The 25,027-nt window shown below is 45.1% G+C and carries 19 protein-coding genes; 6 read left to right on the top strand and 13 right to left on the bottom strand.

Going from position 1 to position 25,027, the window contains the following annotated elements:
• The first annotated feature begins 45 nt into the window (after nucleotides 1-45).
• The 5 genes from recG to leuB all read left to right on the top strand — a co-directional run bounded on the left by recG (nucleotide 46) and on the right by leuB (nucleotide 7,093).
• Nucleotides 46-2,151: an ATP-dependent DNA helicase RecG gene (gene recG / locus GGE08_RS04950; RefSeq protein ID WP_179383804.1), complete on the top strand. Its 2,106-nt coding sequence runs from the start codon at nucleotides 46-48 to the stop codon at nucleotides 2,149-2,151.
• A gap of 201 nt (nucleotides 2,152-2,352) precedes the next feature.
• Nucleotides 2,353-3,765, top strand: coding sequence for a 3-isopropylmalate dehydratase large subunit (gene leuC / locus GGE08_RS04955; RefSeq protein WP_179383805.1), 1,413 nt, complete (start codon nucleotides 2,353-2,355; stop codon nucleotides 3,763-3,765).
• 74 nt (nucleotides 3,766-3,839) lie between these two features.
• Nucleotides 3,840-4,436 (top strand): 3-isopropylmalate dehydratase small subunit, encoded by a 597-nt coding sequence (leuD, locus tag GGE08_RS04960; protein ID WP_179383806.1) that lies wholly within the window; start codon nucleotides 3,840-3,842, stop codon nucleotides 4,434-4,436.
• Nucleotides 4,437-4,466: 30 nt separating this feature from the next.
• On the top strand, nucleotides 4,467-5,984 hold the full coding sequence (locus tag GGE08_RS04965; protein ID WP_179383807.1) for an alpha-isopropylmalate synthase regulatory domain-containing protein: 1,518 nt from the start codon (nucleotides 4,467-4,469) through the stop codon (nucleotides 5,982-5,984).
• Nucleotides 5,985-6,034: 50 nt separating this feature from the next.
• Nucleotides 6,035-7,093 carry a 3-isopropylmalate dehydrogenase gene (leuB, locus tag GGE08_RS04970; RefSeq protein ID WP_179383808.1) on the top strand — a complete coding sequence of 353 codons (1,059 nt, stop codon included), beginning with the start codon at nucleotides 6,035-6,037 and terminating at the stop codon, nucleotides 7,091-7,093.
• A 222-nt stretch (nucleotides 7,094-7,315) separates the two neighbouring features.
• Here leuB and GGE08_RS04975 read toward each other — a convergent pair whose 3' ends face one another.
• The 10 genes from GGE08_RS04975 to GGE08_RS05020 form a co-directional block, all read right to left on the bottom strand.
• Entirely contained in the window at nucleotides 7,316-8,908 is a 1,593-nt protein-coding gene (locus GGE08_RS04975) for an NADP-dependent glyceraldehyde-3-phosphate dehydrogenase (protein WP_179383809.1), read from the bottom strand.
• Between the two features lie 159 nt (nucleotides 8,909-9,067).
• Nucleotides 9,068-10,333 carry a threonine ammonia-lyase IlvA gene (gene ilvA, locus GGE08_RS04980; protein ID WP_179383810.1) on the bottom strand — a complete coding sequence of 422 codons (1,266 nt, stop codon included), beginning with the start codon at nucleotides 10,331-10,333 and terminating at the stop codon, nucleotides 9,068-9,070.
• A 16-nt stretch (nucleotides 10,334-10,349) separates the two neighbouring features.
• Complete coding sequence (gene ilvC, locus GGE08_RS04985; protein ID WP_179383811.1) at nucleotides 10,350-11,825, bottom strand: ketol-acid reductoisomerase; 1,476 nt, start codon at nucleotides 11,823-11,825, stop codon at nucleotides 10,350-10,352.
• 24 nt (nucleotides 11,826-11,849) lie between these two features.
• Nucleotides 11,850-12,377: an acetolactate synthase small subunit gene (gene ilvN, locus GGE08_RS04990; RefSeq protein WP_179383812.1), complete on the bottom strand. Its 528-nt coding sequence runs from the start codon at nucleotides 12,375-12,377 to the stop codon at nucleotides 11,850-11,852.
• 74 nt (nucleotides 12,378-12,451) lie between these two features.
• Complete coding sequence (gene ilvB / locus GGE08_RS04995) at nucleotides 12,452-14,185, bottom strand: biosynthetic-type acetolactate synthase large subunit (RefSeq protein WP_179383813.1); 1,734 nt, start codon at nucleotides 14,183-14,185, stop codon at nucleotides 12,452-12,454.
• Nucleotides 14,186-14,221: 36 nt separating this feature from the next.
• On the bottom strand, nucleotides 14,222-15,898 hold the full coding sequence (ilvD, locus tag GGE08_RS05000; RefSeq protein WP_179383814.1) for a dihydroxy-acid dehydratase: 1,677 nt from the start codon (nucleotides 15,896-15,898) through the stop codon (nucleotides 14,222-14,224).
• Nucleotides 15,899-16,258: 360 nt separating this feature from the next.
• A complete protein-coding gene (locus tag GGE08_RS05005; protein WP_179383815.1) occupies nucleotides 16,259-17,098 on the bottom strand; it encodes a biotin-dependent carboxyltransferase family protein in 840 nt (279 codons plus the stop codon).
• Complete coding sequence (gene pxpB / locus GGE08_RS05010) at nucleotides 17,091-17,825, bottom strand: 5-oxoprolinase subunit PxpB (RefSeq protein ID WP_179383816.1); 735 nt, start codon at nucleotides 17,823-17,825, stop codon at nucleotides 17,091-17,093. Before pxpB ends, GGE08_RS05005 begins: the two co-directional genes overlap by 8 nt.
• Entirely contained in the window at nucleotides 17,825-18,565 is a 741-nt protein-coding gene (pxpA, locus tag GGE08_RS05015; RefSeq protein WP_179383817.1) for a 5-oxoprolinase subunit PxpA, read from the bottom strand. Before pxpA ends, pxpB begins: the two co-directional genes overlap by 1 nt.
• The gene (locus GGE08_RS05020; RefSeq protein ID WP_179383818.1) at nucleotides 18,566-19,762 is read right to left on the bottom strand and encodes an Nramp family divalent metal transporter; all 1,197 of its coding nucleotides are present in this window, start codon (nucleotides 19,760-19,762) and stop codon (nucleotides 18,566-18,568) included. It lies immediately after the preceding gene.
• 181 nt (nucleotides 19,763-19,943) lie between these two features.
• Here GGE08_RS05020 and GGE08_RS05025 point away from each other — a divergent pair, with 181 nt between their 5' ends.
• Nucleotides 19,944-20,387: a hypothetical protein gene (locus tag GGE08_RS05025; protein WP_179383819.1), complete on the top strand. Its 444-nt coding sequence runs from the start codon at nucleotides 19,944-19,946 to the stop codon at nucleotides 20,385-20,387.
• Here the strand turns inward: GGE08_RS05025 and GGE08_RS05030 are convergent.
• From GGE08_RS05030 to GGE08_RS05040, 3 genes are all read right to left on the bottom strand, one after another.
• Complete coding sequence (locus tag GGE08_RS05030) at nucleotides 20,384-20,794, bottom strand: hypothetical protein (protein ID WP_179383820.1); 411 nt, start codon at nucleotides 20,792-20,794, stop codon at nucleotides 20,384-20,386. The genes GGE08_RS05025 and GGE08_RS05030 overlap by 4 nt on opposite strands.
• A gap of 190 nt (nucleotides 20,795-20,984) precedes the next feature.
• Complete coding sequence (locus GGE08_RS05035) at nucleotides 20,985-22,520, bottom strand: YifB family Mg chelatase-like AAA ATPase (RefSeq protein ID WP_179383821.1); 1,536 nt, start codon at nucleotides 22,518-22,520, stop codon at nucleotides 20,985-20,987.
• 106 nt (nucleotides 22,521-22,626) lie between these two features.
• Nucleotides 22,627-25,014 carry a penicillin acylase family protein gene (locus GGE08_RS05040; protein WP_179383822.1) on the bottom strand — a complete coding sequence of 796 codons (2,388 nt, stop codon included), beginning with the start codon at nucleotides 25,012-25,014 and terminating at the stop codon, nucleotides 22,627-22,629.
• Between the last annotated feature and the right edge of the window lie 13 nt (nucleotides 25,015-25,027).

Below are 25,027 nucleotides of genomic sequence, written 5' to 3' on the forward strand. Positions count from 1 at the left end.
CCATCATCTTATCAAAAGTCCTTCCAAATTACATATTTTAGTTCGATGAATCCCAATTTTCTACAAACTCCCATAGCCTATTTAAAGGGTGTTGGCCCCAATAGGGCCGATGTGCTCAAGGCCGAACTGGGCATTGAGACCTTTAGGGACCTATTGCACCTCTTCCCCAATCGCTATCTGGACCGGACAAGCTATTATAAGATCAACCAGCTTCAACCCAGCGGTGCCGATGTGCAAGTGATAGGAAAAATAGTCCACATAAAAATGGTGGAACAGAAAAGAGGCAAGCGTTTGGTGGCCACTTTTGTGGATGAAACGGGACAAATGGACCTCGTTTGGTTTAGAGGGCACAAATGGATCAAGGAAAGTTTAAAATTGAACGAACCCTATGTAGTATTTGGTCGGGTGAACAAATACGGAAGTACCTTCTCCATGCCCCATCCAGAAATGGAAACGCTGCAAAAGCATCAACAGGGATTAAAAATGGTCATGCAGCCTATTTATCCATCTACGGAAAAGTTGAGCAACAAGGGAATCACCAATCGGGTCATCAGTAAAATGATACAACAGTTGTTTTTGGAGTGCAAGGGAAAGTTTCCGGAATCACTTTCTCCTGCGATCATGGAGGAATTACGGTTGATTTCGAAGAGTTCTGCGCTCTTCAACATCCATTTTCCGAAGAATCAAGAATTGTTGGCAAAAGCACAGTTTAGATTAAAGTTTGAGGAATTGTTCTTTGTGCAATTGCGACTCATATCACAAAATTTAAGGCGCAAACAAAAGATCAAGGGAATGCCTTTTGGGGCCGTGGGCGAAAAATTCACTGAATTCTTTGAAAACCACCTTCCGTTTGAGCTCACCGACGCACAAAAACGGGTCATTAAGGAAATCCGGAACGATTTGGGCAGCAATGCCCAAATGAACCGTTTGCTTCAGGGTGATGTGGGCTCGGGCAAGACCATTGTTGCCTTAATGTGCATGTTACTGGCGATTGACAACGGGTTTCAAGCCTGTTTGATGGCACCGACTGAAATTTTGGCCACTCAGCATTTTAATGGGCTCAAGGAGCTGTTGGTAAACATGGATGTAAAGATTGCCCTATTGACGGGTTCCACGAAAAAATCCGAACGCACCCTTCTCCATAATCAACTGGAAAATGGGAACTTGAACATTTTGGTAGGTACACATGCCCTTCTGGAGGATAAAGTCCAGTTTCAGAATCTAGGCTTGGCCATTGTGGACGAGCAACATCGATTTGGTGTGGCACAGCGGTCAAAGTTATGGCACAAAAATCAGACTCCCCCCCATGTTTTGGTGATGACGGCCACCCCAATTCCCAGAACCCTTGCCATGAGCCTCTACGGAGACTTGGATGTTTCGGTTATCGATGAGCTCCCGCCAGGGAGAAAGCCCGTTAAAACGGTGCATCGATACGATAGTAACCGTTTGAAAGTATTTCGGTTCATCAAAGATGAAATCAAAAAAGGGAGACAGATCTATATTGTGTATCCGCTCATCCAAGAATCGGAAGCATTGGACTATAAAGACCTAATGGATGGCTATGAAAGTATTGTACGTGATTTTCCGCAGCCCGAGTATCAGATTTCCATTGTGCACGGAAAAATGAAGCCGGCCGACAAGGATTATGAAATGGAACGCTTTGTAAAAGGCGAAACCCAAATCATGATTGCGACCACAGTGATAGAAGTGGGCGTAAATGTCCCCAATGCCTCTGTAATGATCATTGAAAGTGCCGAACGGTTTGGGCTGTCCCAATTGCATCAGCTACGCGGACGTGTGGGCCGAGGCGCCGAACAAAGTTTTTGTATCCTCATGACGGGCCATAAACTGTCCGAAGATGCCAAAACCCGATTGCAGACCATGGTGCGCACCAACGATGGTTTTGAAATTGCGGAGGTGGACCTGAAGCTTCGAGGTCCCGGAGACCTTATGGGCACACAACAAAGCGGTATGCTCAATCTAAAAATCGCGGATATTGTAAAGGATAATCAAATCTTGAAAACCGCACGCTACCACGCCATTCAATTGCTAAAAGATGACCCCCGTTTGGAAAAAGTGGAAAACGCACCCATTTTAAGTGCCTATTCCAAAATGATGGCCAACACTACCATTTGGAATTACATTAGTTGATGCAGATAAGGTTTGTAATTGATAGCATACACCCGTATCCATAAATACGTCATTACTGGTTGACAATCAACCCTTACCCCTACTTTATTTTCAAAATAATGGCTTGAAATTGCCGTTGAACATCGTAATTTTATAAAGGACCGAAAATCGGTTTGACATACAATTTTTAACTTCGTAGGCTTACAAATTATGGAAGATACAATGAGCAAGACACTATTTGATAAAGTTTGGGATTCCCACGTAGTAAAGCATATCGACAATGGTCCGGATGTACTCTTCATCGATAGGCATTTGGTACACGAAGTCACGAGTCCCGTAGCTTTTTTGGGATTGAAGAACAGAGGAATTAAGGTATTGTACCCAGAGCGCACCTTTGCCACCGCGGACCACAATACCCCTACACGAAACCAGCACTTGCCCATTAAGGACCCCTTGTCCGCCAATCAATTAAAGGCTTTGGAAGAGAACGCCAATGCACACAACATACCTTATTGGGGACTTGGCCATGAGAAAAATGGGATTGTGCACGTGATTGGCCCGGAAAACGGAATCACCGTGCCTGGGGCAACCATCGTTTGTGGCGACTCACATACCTCTACCCACGGTGCCTTTGGGGCCATTGCATTTGGCATCGGAACCAGCGAGGTAGAAATGGTGCTATCCACCCAATGTATTATGCAGCCCAAGCCGAAACGCCTGCGCATCAACGTGAACGGTGAATTGAACAAGGCGGTAACACCAAAAGATGTGGCTTTGTTCATTATTTCAAAACTGTCCACCTCTGGAGCCACAGGCTACTTCGTGGAATATGCAGGGGATGTGTTCAAAAATATGTCCATGGAAGGCCGAATGACGGTCTGTAACCTTAGTATTGAAATGGGAGCCCGTGGCGGAATGATCGCCCCAGACGAGAAAACCTTCGAATACATCAAAGGAAGGGAATATACCCCCAAAGGAAAGGATTGGGATGCGGCCATGGAGTACTGGAAAACCCTCTATTCCGATGAAGATGCCGTTTTTGATAAAGAAGTAACTTTTGATGCCAACGAGATCGAACCCATGATCACATTTGGAACCAATCCGGGAATGGGCATCGGAATCAGCAAGGATATTCCATTGGCGGAAACCATCGATGGTTCTCCTGCCACGTACAAAAAATCCTTGGAATACATGGATTACAACGAAGGAGAGGCCATGGTGGGCAAACCTATAGATTTTGTATTCTTGGGAAGCTGTACCAATGGTCGAATCGAGGATTTTAGGGCTTTTGCATCCATCATCAAAGGAAGAAAAAAAGCCGACAATGTAACCGCTTGGTTGGTACCCGGTTCCCACAAGGTTGAAGAAGCCATTAAGAGTGAAGGTATTTTGGATATTTTGACCGAGGCCGGTTTTGAATTGAGAGAGCCCGGCTGTTCCGCTTGCCTGGCCATGAACGATGATAAAATTCCAGCAGGCAAATATGCGGTGAGTACATCCAACAGAAATTTTGAAGGACGTCAAGGACCTGGGGCACGCACGCTGTTGGCAAGTCCATTGGTGGCCGCTGCGGCTGCCGTTACCGGAAAGGTGACCGACCCAAGGGAACTGATGCAAGAAGAAGTTTTAGCTTAACAATAAATAATGCACAATAAGAAATTAGCAATTCATTGTTAATTGAACATTGATAACTGAAAATTGAAAACAAGATGGCTTACGATAAATTCAACATACTAACCAGTTCAGCGGTACCCTTACCTATCGAAAATGTGGACACCGATCAAATCATCCCGGCCCGATTCCTTAAAGCGACGGAGCGGAAAGGTTTCGGGGACAACCTGTTCCGCGATTGGCGCTATAATTCGGATGGCACACCAAAAGAGCAATTTGTACTGAACAATCCCATCTACTCCGGAAAAATATTGGTGGGGGGTAAAAATTTTGGTTCAGGTTCCTCCCGGGAGCATGCAGCTTGGGCCGTGTACGATTACGGCTTTCGATGTGTGGTATCCAGTTTTTTTGCAGATATTTTCAGAAATAACTGTTTGAACATCGGAGTTTTGCCCGTTCAGGTAAGCCCTGAGTTCTTGGACAAAATTTTTAAGGCCATTGAAGCTGACCCAAAAGCAGAGTTTGAAGTCAACCTGCCCGAAGAAAAAATCACCATTTTGGCCACGGGCGAAAGCGAAGGTTTTGAGATCAACGGGTATAAAAAAGATAACATGCTCAATGGTTTTGATGATATCGACTACCTGTTGAACATTCAGGACGATATTGAGAAATACGCCGAAAACACGCCCCTTTAAGCCACAGCTCGGAACACTACGGCACAACAAATGAAAAAACGCACCATAGAAATTATGGACACCACCCTTCGGGATGGTGAACAGACCTCTGGGGTTTCCTTTTCCGCTTCGGAAAAGCTTACCTTGGCCAAGCTATTGTTGGAAGAGCTCAAAGTAGACCGCATCGAAGTGGCATCCGCACGGGTTTCGGATGGGGAATTGCAAGCCGTCAAAAATATTACGGAGTGGGCCGCTGCGGAAGGGTATTTATCCAAAGTAGAGGTATTGACCTTTGTGGATAATGGTGTTTCCTTAAAATGGATGCAAGATGCCGGAGCCAAGGTCCAAAACCTATTGACCAAGGGTTCGTTAAATCATTTAACCCATCAGCTCAAAAAGACTCCTGAACAGCACTTTACAGAAATTGAAAAAGTTATTTCCGAAGCCCATCAACTTGGGATGGACACCAATGTGTATTTGGAAGACTGGAGCAATGGAATGCGCAATTCCAAAGACTACGTTTTTAAGTTTTTGGATTTTCTGACCCAACAGCCTATCAAACGTATTTTGCTTCCGGACACTTTGGGCGTACTAACCCATACCGAGACAGGTGCATTTTTCAAGGAAATCATCCAAAGATACCCTAACACCCATTTTGATTTTCACGGTCACAACGATTATGATTTGAGCGTAGCCAACGTGATGGAGGCTTTGAAAGCCGGTGTACATGGATTGCATCTTACCGTAAATGGAATGGGCGAACGCGCAGGGAATGCGCCTTTGGCCAGTGCAGTGGCCGTTATCAACGATTTTTTACCAGAAATAAAGATTGGCGTCAAAGAATCTTCCCTTTACAAAGTAAGTAAGCTGGTGTCCGCCTTTACGGGTATAAGCATTCCGGACAATAAACCCATTGTCGGGGATAATGTTTTCACCCAAACCGCTGGAATACATGCAGATGGAGACAGTAAAAAGAATCTTTACTTTAATGACCTTTTACCTGAAAGATTTGGAAGAAAACGCAAATATGCCTTAGGTAAAACCTCGGGCAAGGCCAATATTCAGAAGAATCTTCAGGAGCTAGGGTTGACCCTTAACGATGATGAACTAAAAAAGGTTACCGAACGTATCATCGAGCTAGGAGATAAAAAAGAGCGTGTCACCAAAGATGACCTACCCTATATTATTTCCGATGTGCTGGACAGCAACCTACATCAACAAAAGGTCTTTGTCAAATCATATGTGTTGACGCATTCCAAAGGTTTGAAGCCCTCCACTACCCTTTCCATTGAAATCGATGGGAAAACGTATGAGGAAAATGCCCAAGGTGACGGTCAGTTTGACGCCTTCATCAACGCTTTGAAAAAAGTGTACAAAAAAGAAGGTCGCGAATTGCCCAAACTGGTAGATTATGCCGTTCGGATACCGCCAGGCAGTACCTCCGACGCACTTTGCGAGACGGTTATTACTTGGCAAACCAAAGAAAAGGACTTTACCACACGAGGTTTGGATTCAGACCAAACGGTATCCGCCATTAAGGCCACGGAAAAAATGCTGAATCTCGTATAACCGAACATTGAGAATTGTTCATTGAAAACTGATAATTGATAATTGAAAAAATGAAACTAAACATAGCGCTCTTGGCCGGAGATGGAATTGGCCCCGAAGTAATTGATCAAGCCGTAAAAGTATCTGATGCCGTAGCCGCGAAGTTCGGTCATGAAATTAGCTGGACTCCTGCACTGACAGGTGCTGCTGCCATTGATGCTGTGGGAGAGCCCTATCCCGACGAAACCCATGAAGTATGTGTAGCCGCTGATGCCGTTCTTTTTGGCGCCATTGGCCATCCCCGATTTGACAATGACCCCTCGGCCAAAGTGCGCCCCGAACAAGGCCTATTGAAAATGCGTCAAAAATTGGGGCTTTTTGCCAATGTTCGACCTACCTTTACTTTCCCGTCCTTGATTGAAAAATCACCCTTGAAAAGAGAGCGTATTGAAGGAACTGACTTGGTTTTCTTACGTGAGCTGACAGGAGGTATCTATTTTGGAAAAAGAGGTCGTGAGGATAATGACAATACCGCCTACGATACCTGCACCTACACCCGTGCAGAAGTGGAGCGATTGGCCAGAAAAGGTTTTGAAATGGCGATGCAGCGTTCCAAAAAACTCTGCTGTGTGGATAAGGCCAACGTTTTGGAAACTTCCCGTTTATGGAGGGAAACGGTTCAAAAACTGGAAAAAGAATATCCTGAAGTAGAAGTTTCCTACGAATTTGTGGATGCCGTAGCCATGCGCTTGGTACAATGGCCCAGCGCCTACGATGTTTTGATTACCGAGAACCTGTTCGGGGACATTCTAACCGATGAAGCTTCGGTGATTTCAGGTTCTATGGGGTTGATGCCCTCCGCTTCCTTAGGAGAGGAAACCTCACTGTTTGAGCCCATCCACGGTTCATATCCGCAAGCGGCCGGAAAAGACATCGCTAACCCGTTGGCAACAGTTTTATCCGCAGCCATGATGTTCGAAACGGCATTTGGTCTTAAAGATGAGGCAGAAGCCATCCGTGAGGTGGTCAATAAGTCTTTGGCCGAAGGAGTGGTTACCGAGGATCTAGCCGAGGGCGGGAAAGCCTACAAGACCAGTGAAGTTGGGGACTGGTTGGCAAAACATATTTGATTAACCCCACATAAAAACCTAAAAAAAGCCCCGAAAATCGGGGCTTTTTTTATTCCGATTCCAAAATGGTTTTATGAATAGAAATTCGTCAATTCGAGTGTTTTGAGTGAAACGAAAAATGTATCGAGAATCAAAAATTCATCGTTTTAAATCTTGTTCTCGGCCTGCCTGCCGGTAGGCAGGTACTTTTTCCTTTGGAAAAAACTCAAACTGACACTTTTTTTACAAAATGTAGTCCGTACTCAAGAAGTTGCTCACCTTAGCCTCCAACAATTGCTCCACCGTCTGATTGTTCAAGTTGTTGTCCTTGAACGCAACGAATGTTCGAATGGAGAAGGAACGCAACGCGTCGTGCACACTTAAAGTGGACTGGGCAGAGTCCTTTCTACCCGTGAACGGGTACACATCCGGTCCACGCTGACAAGAGCTGTTCAGGTTCACACGGCATACCAGGTTCGCTAAGGTATCAATCAGCGGCGATAAGCTATATACATCCTTTCCGAACAGGCTCACTTGCTGTCCGTAGTTAGATTCTGCCATATCATCCAAAGGCTCTTCGATATCCTGAAAGGAAAGTACCGGTATAATGGGGCCAAATTGCTCCTCTTGGTAGACCCGCATATCTTTGGTGACGGGATACAGCACTGCTGGCCAGATATAATTGTCGAAATGCTTCCCTCCTTTTTTATTGATGATCTTGGCTCCTTTTGCCAAAGCATCATCCAAGAGCTCTTGGATGTAAGCTGGTTTGTCGGGTTCAGGTAGCGGTGTCAACTGTACGCCATCATCCCAAGGATTTCCGAATTTTAATCCATCCACTTTTTCCGAAAAGCGCTTTAAGAACTCATCTTTCACTTCGTCATGAACGTAAACCACCTTCAAGGCGGTGCAACGCTGACCGTTAAAAGACAAGGTTCCGGAAATACACTCATTAATGGTCAAATCCAACTCGGCATCGGGCAGCACAATGGCCGGATTCTTGGCTTCCAAGCCCAAGACCAATCGCAATCGGTTACTTTTGGGATGCTGATCCTGCAATGCATTGGCGGATTTACTGTTGCCAATCAAGGCCAACACATCCACCTTACCCGTTTTCATTATAGGCGCCGCTACAGCTCTTCCGCGACCAAAAAGTATATTTACCACTCCCTTTGGAAAACTGCTCTGAAAAGCCTCCAAAAGAGGTGTGATTAAAAGAACGCCATGCTTCGCTGGCTTAAAAATGGTAGTGTTCCCCATAATAATGGCGGGAATCAACAAGGCAAAGGTTTCATTTAAGGGGTAATTGTATGGTCCAAGGCACAATACCACCCCGAGAGGTCCACGACGGATATGGGCGTAGACCCCGTCATGTTTCTGGAATTTGGCACAATCACGGTCCAATTGCTTGTAATCTTCAATGGTGTCATAGATATATTCCACGGTTCGGTCAAACTCTTTGTAGGAATCCGGTTTGGACTTCCCAATTTCCCACATCAACAGCTTTACGACCTGCTCGCGCTTTTGCTCCATTTTCTTTACGAAGGTCTCCATACACTCAATCCGGTCCTTCACCTTCATGGTAGGCCAAAGCCCCTGACCCTTGTCATAAGCCGCCAAAGCGGCATCCAAAGCCTCCATGGCCTCTTCTTCGCCCATATCGGGAATACTTCCCAATGGGGTGGGTGCGTATTCATCCGTTGAGGAAATGGTAGAAACCACTGGACTAGTAGCTCCGTCCCATTTACGGAGTTCCCCGTTTACTAAATATGTTCTTTGATGTATCTCTTCAGTGATTTGAAAAGCTTCTGGTATTGCTGGTTTCGTTTTCGCCATGAGTTATTGATTTTAAGCGATTAGTGTTCATAAATGGTCACCTGTACTACACAAAGCTAACACAAAAACCATTGAAAATGATGTCCGTTTTGTACAAACGGCTGTGTGCATAGAGGAAACCCTATTTTATCATAATGATGCCTGAAAATGTTGGTGGCATCACACCAAATATTGAAAAAGATCAGGCTTGTTGTTCAGATAATCCCCAAAGAAGTTATTGTCTTTCATCCGCTGCATTAAGGGTTCAAGATCTTCTGGGGATTTTAGCTCTACCCCTACAATCGCCGGGGCATTTTCCCTACTTGACTTTTTGGAATACTCAAAGTGCGTGATATCGTCGTTGGGGCCCAAAATATCGACCACAAATTCCTTCAACGCGCCGGGTCGCTGGGGAAACCTCACAATAAAATAATGCTTCAATTGGGCGTAGAGCAAGGCCCTTTCCTTGATTTCGGCCGTTCGGGTAATATCGTTGTTGCTTCCGCTTACCACACAAACCACATTTTTGCCCTTGATTTCTTCCTTGAAATCATCCAAAGCAGCAATGGTGAGTGCTCCAGCGGGCTCCACCACAATGGCATCCCTATTGTAAAGGTCCAAGATGGTCTGGCACACCTTCCCTTCGGGAACAGTTACCATTTTGTGTAGGTAATCCCTGCAAATAGGATAGGTCAACGAACCGACTTTTTGCACTGCCGCTCCATCAATAAACTTATCAATGTTTTCCAGCTCCACCAGCTCCCCTTGTTCCATGGATTTTAGCATGGACGGGGCTCCTTCAGGTTCTACCCCTATAATTTTGGTGTTTGGCGATAAGGCCTGGAACGTTCCGCAAAGCCCAGATGCCAATCCGCCACCCCCAACGGCCACAAACACATAATCGATAGGTACATGTGACTGTTGCAACATTTCCAATCCAACAGTGGCTTGTCCCTCTATGGTTTTTTCGTCATCAAAGGGATGCACAAAGGTTTTGCTTTCTTGCTCGCAAAACAATTCAGCCGCCTTTTTGGAATCGTCAAACGTATCCCCTTCCAGAACCACATCCACCCATTCCCCTCCAAACATCATTGTTTGGTCAATTTTCTGTTTTGGAGTCACCACGGGCATGTAAATGGTTCCTTTCACCTGCAAATGGCTACAGGCAAAGGCAACGCCCTGAGCGTGATTTCCGGCACTCGCACAAACTACTCCGCTCTCCAGTTGTTGTTTACTGAGTGAACTGATCTTGTTGTACGCACCACGAATCTTGTAGCTTCGTACACGGTGTAAATCCTCACGCTTGAGAAGAATATTGGCCCCATGGGATTTGGAATAGCGGATACTTTGCTGCAAAGGGGTTACCCCTGCCACTTGGGCAATGGTCTTTGCCGCTTGATAAATATCCGCTATTTGCGGAAAGTATGTTTCCACCGTTTCGCTCATGGGACCAATGGTTTTGTTATCCTATGGGCTTCATGGCAGTCATGGAGGCGCGTAATCTGGCACCGACCACTTCCACATCATGCTCACGGATGGCCTTGTTGACTGCAATCAGCCGAACGTTGTCCACCCCTGTATCTTTTCCTTCGCCAAAGTGTTTGCCAATGATATCGGTGTCCACATTCTTCATAAAATCTGCCAATAATGGCTTACAAGCATGGTCGAACAAATAACAGCCGTATTCCGCAGTATCGGAAATGACCCTGTTCATTTCGAACAATTTCTTTCTAGCAATGGTGTTGGCGATCAATGGGGTTTCGTGCAGCGATTCGTAGTAGGCCGACTCTCCAATGATTCCTGATTCGGTCATGGTCTCATAGGCCAATTCCACTCCAGATTTTACAAAAGCGACCATCAACACCCCATTGTCATAATATTCCTGCTCAGAAATACTCATGTCACCAGCAGGTGTTTTTTCAAAAGCGGTCTCTCCCGTAGCGGCTCTCCAATCCAATAGGTTTTTATCGCCATTGTCCCAGTCTTCCATCATGGTTTTGGAGAAATGCCCGCTCATAATGTCGTCCATGTGCTTTTGGAACAAGGGGCGCATAATTTCCTTCAATTCTTCGGCCAAATCAAAGGCCTTGATTTTGGCGGGATTCGACAAACGGTCCATCATATTGGTGATTCCACCTTGCTTCAATCCTTCGGTGATGGTTTCCCATCCATACTGAATCAATTTGGAGGCATAGGCTTCATCGATACCTTTTTCCACCATTTTGTTGAAGGAAAGAATAGAACCTGTCTGCAACAAACCACAAAGAATGGTCTGCTCTCCCATCAAATCCGACTTTACTTCTGCCACAAATGATGATTCCAATACACCGGCTTTGTCCCCTCCCGTTGCCGCAGCATAGGCTTTGGCTTGTTCCAAACCTTTTCCTTCCGGGTCGTTTTCCGGGTGAACAGCAATCAAGGTGGGTACACCAAATCCTCTTTTGTACTCTTCACGCACCTCGGAACCTGGACTTTTGGGCGCTACCATGATCACGGTAAGGTCTTCACGCACTTGCATTCCCTCTTCCACGATATTGAAACCATGCGAATAGGACAAGGTGGCGCCTTGCTTCATCAAAGGCATTACTGTGCTTACCACATTGGTGTGTTGCTTATCCGGTGTCAGGTTGATGACCAAATCGGCAGTCGGAATCAATTCCTCATACGTTCCTACCGTAAAGTTGTTTTCCTTTGCGTTTTTGTAAGATTGACGTTGTTCCTTGATAGCTGCTGGACGCAGGGCGTAGGAGATGTCCAATCCGGAATCACGCATGTTCAACCCTTGGTTCAACCCTTGGGCACCACATCCTACGATTACAATTTTCTTTCCTTTTAATGCGGTAACACCATCAGCGAACTCGCTGGAATCCATAAATCTACATTTTCCCAACTGTGTCAGTTGTTCACGAAGTGATAGTGTGTTAAAGTAATTTGCCATTTTAAATATTTGATTTTACGCTATTTAGTTTTCTTGAAATTCTTGCAACATTTCGCTAATGGGCATGGTGGCCTTGGTGACCGCAATTCGGCCGGAACGAACAAATTGAAGGATTCCATAAGGCTCCAATGCTTCGTGCATTTCATCTATTTCGTGCCGACGTCCTGTTTTGGCCAATGCAAAAAACTCCCGGTTTACGGTCACGATCTGCGAATGGCTTTCTTTGATGATGTTTTGTATCTGTCGTTCATCGAACAACAAATGAGAAGCAATTTTGAACAGTGCCGATTCCTGATATATGGTCTCGTCATCGGTATGATAATAGGCCTTAATGACCTCAACCTGCTTTTCTATCTGACCAACGATTTTCCGTGTCCACTCCTCGGTGGTAAAAACCACAATCGTGAACTTAGAAACACCTTCAATCTCTGATTTTGAGACATTTAAACTTTCTATATTGATATGTCGCTTTAAGAATATTCCCGATATCCTATTAAGCAATCCCACATGATTTTCGGAATATGCCGAGATGGTATACCATTGTTTTTCCATAGTGTTTTGATATGCTTTGTGACTTGTTGGGTTTGATAAACCATCACCCTACAAGTTTCCTTTTCTATTCATTTTTACTTCAATCTGATGTCCGAAACAGATGCACCTGATGGAATCATTGGGAACACATTGTCCTCTTTCTCCACTTTTACTTCCAAGAAATATGGATTTTTGGATGCCATCATCTCTTGCACCGCTTCTTGAAGGTCTCCCCTTTCGGTCACCCTTCTGGCCTGAATGTGATAGCCTTCGGCAATCTTTACAAAATCGGGGTTGGTCATAACGGTGGATGCGTAGCGCCTATCAAAGAATAGTTCTTGCCATTGGCGCACCATGCCCAAGTGATCATTGTTCAGTACCACAATTTTAACGGGGACATTGTGCTGAAAAATAACTCCGAGTTCCTGAATCGTCATTTGATAGCCTCCATCACCGATAATGGCCACCACTTCGCGGTCCATGGCGCCCATTTTGGCTCCGATCGCTGCCGGAAGGCCAAATCCCATGGTGCCCAGACCTCCAGAGGTAATATTACTCTTGGATTGTTTAAACTTGGCGTAACGGCAAGCGATCATTTGATGCTGACCAACATCGGAGACAATCACCGCTTTGTGGTCGGACGCCAAATTGATTTGCTCAATGACCTCGCCCATGGTCAATCCTTCCTTGGTCGGGTGAATGTCCTTATCAATCAGGGCATCGTATTCGATTTGGTACATTTTATCAAACTCTGCCTTCCATGCATTGTGCTCTTTTTTATCCACCAAAGGGAGAATATCGCGCAATGTTTCTTTGGAATTTCCCAAAACCGCTACATCTACCTTTACGTTTTTATTGACTTCTGCTGGGTCTATCTCAAAATGAATGACCTTGGCCTGTTTGGCGTAGGTATCCAAATTTCCGGTGACCCGGTCATCAAAACGCATTCCAATGGCAATCAGCACATCGCATTCGTTCGTGAGTAGATTAGGCCCATAATTGCCGTGCATTCCCACCATGCCTACGTTCAATGGATGGTCGGTATCCATGGCCGAAAGACCAAGAATGGTCCAAGCCGCAGGAATTCCTGTTTTTTCCACAAAGGCTTTTAGCTCCGCTTCGGCTTCGCCCAAAATGACTCCTTGTCCAAATACAATAAACGGCTTTTTAGCACTGTTAATGAGTTCGGCCGCCTTCTCTAAGCTTCCAGCTTCTGGCTTGGGAACTGGTTTGTAGCTTCTGACCTTTGTACATTTTTCATACACAAAATCGAGCTCATCGAACTGAGCATTCTTGGTGATGTCGACTAAAACTGGTCCAGGCCGTCCAGATTTGGCGATGTAAAAAGCTTTCGCCATAATCTCAGGTATTTCTTCCACACGGGTGATTTGATAGTTCCATTTGGTCACCGGGGTCGAAATCCCCACAATATCGGTTTCTTGGAAGGCATCGGAACCTAAAAGGCTCCGTGTTACCTGCCCGGTAATGCAAACCATGGGGGTTGAATCAATCTGTGCATCGGCCAAACCAGTCACCAAGTTGGTAGCACCGGGTCCTGATGTAGCCATGGCCACACCTACCCTGCCTGTCACCCTTGCATAGCCTTGCGCAGCATGGGTTGCCCCCTGCTCATGACGGGTCAAAATATGGGTCAACCTATCTTGAAACTTATACAGCTCGTCATAAACGGGCATAATGGCTCCACCGGGATAACCGTATATTAAATCGACTCCTTCAGCAAGCAAACAGTGAATGATGGCCTCTGCTCCTGTTATTCGGATGCTATTTTGTGTTTTGCTATCTTTTTTTTGTGCTTTCAATGTCTCCATAAGCCTTAATTTAGGGAGATACCCCTTTTGTAATTGTTAGAACAAATCGGTAACACAGCCTTTTGCTGCGGATGATACCGTTTTGGCATATTTGTACAAGCTTCCTGATTTGACCTTCAATTCAGGTTGCTTCCATTCTTTTCTTCTTTTTTCGAGCTCTTCGTCCGAAATATTCACATTAATGGTATTCTTCACGGCATCGATGGTAATTTCATCTCCATCTTTTACCAAGGCAATACCGCCACCTACTTGAGCTTCGGGCGATACGTGGCCCACCACAAATCCATGGGAACCACCGGAGAATCGACCATCGGTAATCAATGCTACATCCTTTCCAAGTCCCGCTCCCATGATGGCAGATGTAGGCTTCAACATCTCGGGCATACCTGGTGCTCCTTTTGGTCCTTCATAGCGAATGACCACCACATCGCCTTTTTGCACTTTGCCGTTATGGATGCCTTCGTTCACCGCGACCTCGCTATCGAATACGCGGGCGGTTCCCGTAAATTCAAGTCCTTCTTTGCCCGTAATCTTGGCAACGGCGCCTTCTGTGGCGATGTTCCCGGTCAAAATGCGAATATGTCCGGTTTCCTTAATAGGTTGTTCTTTTTTTCGTATAATGTCCTGCCCTTCGGCCAAATCGGGAACATCCAATAGGTTTTCGGCCAAGGTTTTTCCCGTAACGGTCATACAGTCCCCATGCAACATCCCTTCCTTCAACATATATTTTAGTACGGCAGGCACCCCTCCAACATTATGCAGGTCTTCCATCAAATATTTGCCACTGGGTTTTAGATCAGCCAATAAAGGCGTAGACTCACTGATGCGTGTGATATCCTCCAAAGAGAAATCCACTTCCGCGGCATGGGCAATGGCCATAAAGTGAAGCACGGCATTGGTGGAACCCCCGAGTACGGTAACCAACCTAAACGCATTTTCCAATGACTTTTTGGTTACGATATCCCTTGGTTTGATGTCTTCTTTCAATAAATGGTACAGTGCCGCTCCTGCAGCTTCGCAATCCGCCTGTTTTTTATCGTTCACCGCTGGAATGGATGAGTTGAAGGGCATGGACATCCCCATGGCTTCTATTGCTGACGCCATGGTGTTTGCGGTGTACATACCACCACAAGCACCAGCACCCGGGCATGCCTTGTGGATGACCTCCTTGTATTCCTTTTCATCTATGGCACCGGCCACTTTTTGTCCATAAGCTTCAAAAGCCGAGATAATATCCAATTTTTTGTTATTGTGGCATCCCGGAGCAATGGTTCCCCCGTATACCAAAATGGATGGGCGGTTCAAACGCAATTGCGCCATTAAGGCTCCCGGCATGTTTTTATCGCACCCCACCACGGTGACCAAGCCGTCATAGCTCATGGCATGGATTACGGTTTCGATGGAATCCGCGATAATATCCCTTGAAGGAAGGGAATAACGCATTCCCGGGGTTCCGTTCGAAATGCCATCGCTCACTCCAATGGTATTGAAAATCAGACCAACTAAATTGGATGACTCTACCCCCTTTTTTACGTCAAGTGCTAAATCATTCAAATGCATGTTGCACGGATTACCTTCGTATCCCGTACTCGCAATTCCTATCAAGGGCTTTTGTAAATCTTCGTCTGTCAATCCAATCGCATGCAGCATGGCCTGAGCCGCTGGCAGTGTTGGGTCTTGTGTTACTGTTTTACTAAACTTGTTCAATTCCATTGTTAAAATTCATTCAAATTGCGTTTTCTTTTAAAGAAAGGCAGTAATTCAAAGATATATGTTTAAAAAGCCCTAGATTTTTAACAGTTGTTCCCTGTTTAAATCCACTGGAAACATAATATACATAAATTACTGTTTTTCAAACTTTTAGATGGTTTAAAAATCCAACATTCAATTAATTTTCTCTGAAATAAAAAAGGCCTGTATCGTGGTGGGATACAGGCCTTTTAAGTCAATAACAAGTCCGTATCACCCCGTTCTTGGAATAATAATGACAGCTACGATGACTTGGTTATTTATTTCCATACACCAATGGTACAAAAAATAATTGTTTTTGGTACGAAGGCCTTGGAGATTTTTTTAAATCAGTTTAAACCGCAATTCATCCCCGTACTTCTTTTGGGCCAAAATGGAGATGGACGCTTCTGAAAGTTGCAAAATACGTGGGTAACCGCCCGTGGTTTGACCATCTTTCATCAAAATGATCATACGGCCTGCTGGCGTAAGCTGGATAGTGCCCGGCAAGGTCCCGGAAGTAAGCATGGTATGCGAATGCCCTGCGATGAGCTCCGAAATTTGATAGGCCATTCGATTGTTTTCCTTGGAAACATGATAGGTTTTGGTAAAGATCTCGGTCAGTTGCCCATCCGAAAGCAACGAAAACTCGGGGCCTTTGTACACCTTGAGCACATTGCTTTCAAAATGCTCTTCTATCTTGACTTCCGATATTTTGGGTTCGTACGACTTGGTTTCCTTGTACGGGACCTCATCGCCATCTTTAAGTCGGGCCGACTTGGTAACGGGATAAAACTGTGAACGACTGTGGAGCAGTTTTTCCGTTTGAAAACCTCCTTTCACGGCCAAATACCCCCTGAAACCCTTCTCCAGACGACCGTAGGACAAAATATCACCTTTGCCCACTTTGATTACGGTATAGGTGTCAACTGGTTCATTGTTAAGGGTAGCGGCGATATGTGCACCAGACATACTAATATACGTATCGGTATCAAATTGGAGCGTGGGGCCCGTCATGGTAATTTCCAATACTGCATCGTTCTCATCATTCTCCAACAACAGATTGGCTTTTTTTACCGATTCCACATCCATGGCCCCAGCTATGGGCACACCAATATCCCGATGTCCGAACCTTCCAAGGTCTTGAATGGTCAAATAGAGGCCAGGTTTCAATACTTTAAGCATTCAGCACCACTTTTTCGGGTTCATATATACCTACTTCGCCCTCGATTTTATGCAGTTTGTATTCCGCTTTTGAAATAGATTCAAACTGTATCTTGTCCCCTACCTTCACAAAGCAAGGGTCATCCTTTTTGGGGTCGAATAGATTCACTGGACAGTTTCCGATAATGTTCCAGCCGCCGGGCGATTCCTGTGGATAAATACCGGTTTGTTTGCTGGCAAGTCCTACCGAGCCTTTGGGAACCTTTAACCTTGGCTCGGCACGGCGAGGGATTTCCAAAGAAGCAGGAAGTCCACCCAAATACATAAAGCCGGGCAAAAAGCCGATGCCGTACACCACATATTGATGGGAAGTATGCTGTTCGATGAGCGCTTCGGGAGAAAGCCCCAAGGTTTTGGAAGCATCTTCGAGGTCCATTCCAAATTCCAAATCGTAGCAAACGGGCAGTGTCCATAAATGCTGTATCCGTTCTGTTTTGGATTGGGCCTGACGCTCTTGGCATTCCGCAATCATCTTTTTGGTTTCCTCAAAATCAATATGGTCCTGATTGTAGACCATGGTCAAGGAATTATAGGCTACGGACATCTCCCAACCTGGGATTTCCAGCTCTTTGAATGCATCCATAAAATCGAGAATGTCGGCCAAAATGGATTCACTCACCTCTTTGGGCCATTCTACCAGAACGGCACGTTCACCAAAGGGCTTTATACTGATGGGGTAACTTTTCACTATGCTATTTTTACCTGATTTTGAGGTAATTCTCTAGAAAGATACATCAATATATCCAAAGCAGAAACCGTATCGCCATGAATGCACAACGTATCCGCACTGATTTGTCGAAGTCCACCATCAACAGTTAAAACTTCCCCTTTTTTGATGATGGGAAGAATATGTTTCAAGACTGCCTCAGGTTGCTCAATAAGGGCATTTTCCGTTTTTCTGGAAACTAGGGACAGGTCAGGATTATAGTTTCGGTCCGCAAAAGCTTCATACCAAATTTGAAACCCTTGTTCTTGAGCTATTCTTGCTATTTCTGAACCATAAGGCACATACAGGACAGCTTTATTTTTATATGCTGCAATGGCATCCAAATAGGCAATGGCCAGTTGGTTGTCCTTCGCCGTTTGATTGTACAAGGCACCGTGCGCTTTGATATGGTGCAATGTAATTTCTCCCTGATTTAGCACTTCATCAAAATCTGTCAATTGGGATTGAATGCTTTGGATAAGATCTTCGTTCGAAATATCCATGACCTCTCTGCCAAAATTGGCTTTATCCGGATATGATGGATGCGCGCCCACTTTAAGTCCGTGCTGCTTGGCCAAAGAAACTATTTCACGCATGGTTTCCATATCCCCCGCATGTCCGCCGCAAGCAATATTGCACGAACTGATGTACGGAAAAATCTGCGCTTCGTTCCCTACACCTTCGCCTACATCACAATTGATATCTATGGTAAACTGATCCATTTAAAACAAACCTATCACTTTTAATATACTTTTTGCACCGAGAAAAATGGCAAAAGCAACGATGGCGATGCCAAATGCATTCTGGACAACCGAGTTTCGGTGTTCGCCCATCACCGAGTTTTTGTTTACAACCCATAAGAGCAAAATGGCCATTACGGGAAGTAAAATCCCATTGGCCACTTGTGCAAATTGAATGACTTCGATGGGTTTAATATCAAAAGAAAGGAACACCACCCCGCAAAGCAGTACCGTGGTCCAAACCATTTTAAATTTTTTGTGCTGCATTCCGCCTTTCCAGCCAAAGCAACTACTGGCCACATAGGCGGCGGCTAAAGGGGCCGTAATAGCTGAGGTAATTCCCGCTGCCAAAAGCCCAATGGACATGAACAAAAATGCCATTTGTCCAAATAAGGGCTCCAAGGCCTTGGCCATATCCAAGGCATTGTTGATTTCGGAGATGGGTGCAGCGGCGGCAGTCACCAATATGGCCATAGAAACCAAACCGCCCAACCCTATGGAAATAAGAGTGTCCCAATGCACTGCCTTTAGATCTTTTTGCGAATTCCATTTTTCCTTTACCAAAGAGGCATGCAAAAAGAGATTGTAAGGAACCACCGTAGTCCCCACCAGGGCAATTACGGTAAGCAATCCGTTTTCAGGTAGTTTTGGAACAAACATTCCCTTTACAATTTCCCCAATCGATGGTTGGGTGATGATGGCACAAATAACGAAGCTTACTCCCATAATGCCTACCAAGCCCACGAATATTTTTTCCAAAATCTTATAATTGCTCCACCATAGTAGCATAAAAATTATTCCACCTATGATGGCGGGCAAAAAAGGTTTTACCGAAGGATAGGGCAACAACTGCTCCAATCCTAAAGTGGCTCCGCCGATATTTCCAGCTTCATAGGCAGCATTTCCCACCAAAATGGCACCGAGCACTATGGCGATGACCATATTTCGAATCCAAGGTGTTCGCAGTTCTGCCCGAACCACGTCCACTAGGCCACTTTGGGTTATGAGTCCAATCCTACCGGCCATGCCCTGCAATACGATAGTGGCTATTACCGATACCAAAAGAGCCCACAGCAAAGCGTATCCAAAACTTGCTCCCGCTAGCGTACACATGGTTATGGTTCCCGGCCCAACAAAGGCTGCTGCAACAAGAACTCCCGGACCTATTTTTTTAAACATGGATGGTTTGGTTTTGGTGGGTTGAAATTAAAAGTATAAATGGACAAATCATGCATTTCATCCGAAAAAGTGCCATTCGTCTAAAAGTGGGATGCCGTACATCGATTTTTTATACGATTTCGAAAAACTGAAAGTTATGGTTATACCAAATCTTATTGAGACCTAAACTTGACTAAAACCTATGATATGTAAGGATTGTGGCAAAGGCCTTGACCCCCAACAATATAAAGCTTCCAAGGAATCTTTGGGTGTTACACTCTGCGAAAGACATACAAAGCTTATCAAAAGAGTGATATTGAACAATGATACGCCAATTGAGGCCATTCATTTATTCTATGCCCTTAAAGAGGCCGGTGTATCTCCAATGCTGGAATGGTGGGATGGAAAAAAATCTGTGGATATAGCAATTTCCAGAGTAAAGCTCAACATCGAAATTGACCAAAACTACAACATGATCACCCACGAACAGGCCATAGCCGACCTTGAAGATGCCATGCATTCGTTCAAAAATGGGTTTACCACTGTTCGGATTCCCCATTTGGCCATCAAATATTATTTGGACGAAACGGTGGAGAACATCATGGGAATCATCGAAGGACTAAAAGCCAACATCAAGGCCATTTAGTTGGAAAACTGAAATCTGTTCTCTTTTTTGGTTTCCTTGTATTCCAAAATATTGATGACTACGGTTGCCTCACCAATGTTTTCCAAATCGTTGACGTAGTTTTTGCCACGATTTTCGAAATATTCGGTATCCCCGGGGTTTAATTTGATCATGTCGATTTTACCGTTGCCGTAACGGGTGATCACCAAACCTCCTGTGGTGCATACCCAGCCGTAATTGGTATTGTGCCTTCTAAAGTTAAGACGTTCTCCGGGCAAAAGGCATAAATCCCAAAGCTTGACCTCTTCATTTTCAAAAACCAATCGATTACTCAACGATTCTTTGATTTCCTGATGTAGCAACTCATCTATCTTCTCCTGCTCCCAAGGGTCAAAATTCCCCATTGGGTTCAACTCCACAAACTGCATGTTCACTAAATTTTAAAAAAAACGGGGCGAAAGTACTGTTTAAAAGTCTTATCAACAGCGGTTTAAGCAATATTTAACGTAATCACGCCATATCTATCCACAAAAGACCCTAACCTTATCAATTTGATGATAAACCTTTGGTTTATTTTCCATGCTCGCATTCCCTTTTTTCATCAATTTGAGGTTTAGCTTAACCCAGCCACCCTTCCCTATCCAGACTTCGATACTGTATCGCTTCCGAGATATGGTTTTCAGTTACCTCGGGAAACCCTTCCAAATCGGCAATGGTGCGGGATACTTTTAAGATTCTGTCATAAGCCCTCGCAGATAGATTCAGTCGTTGCATGGCCTCCTTTAAAAGATTTTTGGAGGAATCGTTCAATTTGCAAAACTCCCGAATATGTTTGGTTCCCATTTGGGCATTGTAATGGATACCCTCTATTTCGGCAAACCTTTGGTTCTGAATGTCCCTGGCCGCTTCCACTCTTTTTCGGATAACGATACTGCTCTCCCCTCTCCTGTCTTCGGACAATTTATCGAAAGGGACCGGGGTGACCTCAATGTGAATATCTATCCTATCCAACAAAGGGCCCGATATTTTGCCCAAATACCGCTGCATTTCTGCAGGTGATGATGTCACAGGGGCATCGGGGTCGTTGAAATATCCTCCCGGACTGGGATTCATGCTGGCCACCAGCATAAAACTACTGGGATAAGTAACCGTAAATTGGGCGCGGGCTATAGTGACCTCCCTGTCTTCCATCGGTTGTCGCATCACTTCCAGTACACGTCGTTCAAACTCGGGGAGCTCGTCCAAAAACAGGACTCCATTGTGGGCCAACGATATTTCACCGGGTTGCGGATAACTGCCACCACCCACTAGGGCGGCACTGCTTATGGTATGGTGCGGGTTACGGAAAGGTCGCTGGCTCATCAAGCCTTTATTTTTCACCTTGCCTACCACGCTGTGTATTTTGGTGGTTTCCAAGGCCTCGTGCAAGGTCATGGGTGGCAAAATGGACGGTAAACGCTTGGCCAGCATGGTCTTCCCTGCTCCGGGGGGACCTATCAAGATGATATTGTGACCGCCGGCAGCCGCAATTTCCATACATCGTTTTATGCTTTCCTGTCCCTTCACATCAGCAAAGTCAAATTCTGGCAGGTACTGTTGCTCGTAAAACGTTTTTCGGGTATCCACCACGGTTTGTTCCAGAGGAAGGTCGGCATCAAAAAAATCAATAACCTGTTTAATGGTTTCCACGCCGTAGACCTTGAGTCCGTCTACCACGGCTGCTTCGTTGGCATTTTCCTTGGGAAGGATAAAGCCTTCAAAGCCTTCTTGCTGGGCCTTAATCGCAATGGGAAGGGCGCCTTTAATGGGTTGCAGGCTTCCGTCCAACGAAAGCTCTCCCATAATCAGATAGTTTTCAATGTTTTCCGAACGGATTTGTCCCGACGCAGCCAATATTCCAATGGCCAAGGTTAAATCGTAGGCCGAACCCTCCTTGCGCATATCGGCCGGAGCCATGTTGATGGTGATTTTTTTACCGGGAATTCGGTAATCGTTGTTCTGAAGGGCAGCGGCAATTCGAAAATTACTTTCTTTGATGGCATTGTCGGGCAATCCTACCAAATGATACCCGATTCCCTTGTCGATATTGACCTCCACTACAATGGTGGTGGCCTCTATACCAAAAACGGCACTTCCGTAAACTTTTGTGAGCATAAATTGTTTCTAATTGAAAAAGATTGAAAATGTAAACAATCTATGTTCAAGAATAGGTACTCAATTGACGGATGCCCCTTTTGAATTGACGGATGCCCCTTTTGGGTTAACGAAAGATCAAAATGGATGATGCAGTTTCTTCAATTTCCTGCTTGTTCATCATCATTTTACGGAACTCCCCATTCACGTACATTTGGGCTTGATCCTGATAATGCTCGCTGAACGGATTTCCCGACTGGCCCGTGGGCAAGATGCTGATGCTGTTCTCCACATCGGAAAAATCGATGATCCTCCGAGTGGATGGACCCGAATTTACTTTGTAAAAACCTGTGCTGTCATAGGGAAAAGCAAGGTTGTTGATTACTTCTCGAGTGCCTTCCACAGGAAATGGACCTACGTTGAAATAGCCTCGCAAGGATTCCACTTGCCCAAATGGGTGTGGATGCTCCAGCGTATGCAGTTTATCCCATGTCCATTGGCTGGGGTCGGGTCCGAAATCTTCCACCAACGAATTCCATGCATCGGAAAAGGAAGCCATGACCATATCCTGTCTGGTTTCCACTACATCGGGCGTATTGACATTGTCCCACCATTTGGAACGCTCTATGGAAGCACCCCAAGCAATTTGTCTTTTGAATAAATGGGTGGACAAAAACTGTTTGAACATTTCCGTACCCATTTCATCCTCCACCGTATTTTTGACCATAAAATAGAGACTCCGATGGTACAAGGCTGGACTGGTACTGGTCAAGGAATACTTCCCATCCCAATTCCTCAGCGAATCTACCATCACCAATTGTTCCTCGGTCATTTTGGTCACATCAAACAACTTGATCAGTTCGGTGACCACTTCCGTATTTACGGGTGAGGTGACATCCAATATCATTTCAGAAACGGATTCCTTGTCCCAGTCGTTTTTTGCATCCAATAACTGTACTATGCGCTTGGCGCGATTTTCGGGCAAATAATAGCCGGGATATAACATACCTGCAATGGAATCGGGTTGATTGTTGGCAGAGTAGACGTAATTCCATGATGGGTTTTCGGCCATTGGATTCTCCGAAAAATCCAGGTATCTCAAAGGCTCCTCTTTTCCAGATGTCCCGTCCAACACAAACTTGGTGGACAAACTGTCGGGCATTTGATAAAGTTTGGCTGTGGCCCACCAAGCTACATTGCCATCGGCATCGCCGTACATTACGTTAAGTCCGGGCGCATGAATATTGGGCAGAGCACTTTTAAATTCCTCCATGTTTTTGGCATGACTAAGCCCATATAGTGCATGCATCACCATATTTTTGGGTTTCGTATATATCCAAGACATGCTTATGGGCCGCTCCCCGGATATTTGGTCGGCAATGTTGTTCAGCACCGGACCGTGATGTGTTTTTTTGTATGAAAAGGCCACATCTTCACCATCCTTAACCTTTATGGTCTTGTTTACTAATTGGTAGGTTTTCCAACCTTCTGCTGTTTTGTATTGAGTACTGTCGGATGGATTGGTTTCCTCATAATAAAAATCGATGTCATCGTTTTCGAACATCGTAAGTCCATAGGCTATTTTTCTGTCGTGACCCAATAACGGGAACGGAACACCTGCCAAATGATATCCATATTTTTCATAGGTAGGAGTGCTCACGTGGGCCTCGTACCAAACCGAGGGCTGTGCAAAACCGATATGCGGGTCGTTTGCTAAAATCACCTTGCCGTTTTTGGTCTTTTGCGGGGCTATCACCCAACTATTACTGCCTTCAAATTGAGGTATGGGCAATTTTTTCAATGCCTCATCCACACTTGCGGTAATTTGGGTTCCCAAGGTGTCGACCGACTCTCCTTTGTAATTTTTTATCCATACGGTAGAAGAATCGGAATCAATGGCCATGTCCTTCATGTAATCGTCACCCAATTTATTCCGTAAACTAGTAAGGAATGGGTCCGTTTTATGGGCCATGGCAAAACTAAAGGCCATATATCCCACCGCATTGTACACATCTTCAATGGTAAAGGGTTCTTTATCTATCCCAGTCAAGTAAAACTCTATGGGCGTGGGACCTTCTTCTATAAAAGCATTGATCCCATCCAAATAGGCTTGTGAAAGCACGATAGGCTCACTGCTTTTGTCCAATCCTTCCAATGTTTCCCGGGTATGCTCATCAATTCCAAGGGAGAGAAAAAACTTATCGGTCTTCACCATATCCTTCCCAAACACCTCGGAAAGTCTTCCTTTGGCCACCCTTCGCAAGAGCTCCATTTGCCACAAACGATCTTGGGCATGCACATATCCCAAAGCCTTAAGGGCATCTGTCTCATTCTCGGCATAAATATGGGGGATTCCGTAGGGGTCGAAATAAGTATTTACCTCACCGGAAAGGCCTGGAAGGGATTTTTCCCCTTCATAATCCGGTTTGAGACTGTTGATAAATAGGGCTACGCCAATAATGACAAGTAGAAGTAATCCTGCTAGAACAAGAAGAATCTTTTTGTATGTTTTCACAAAGAAGGGTTAA

Origin of the sequence: Allomuricauda sp. ARW1Y1, assembly GCF_013407935.1 — a bacterium.
Lineage (GTDB): Bacteria > Bacteroidota > Bacteroidia > Flavobacteriales > Flavobacteriaceae > Flagellimonas.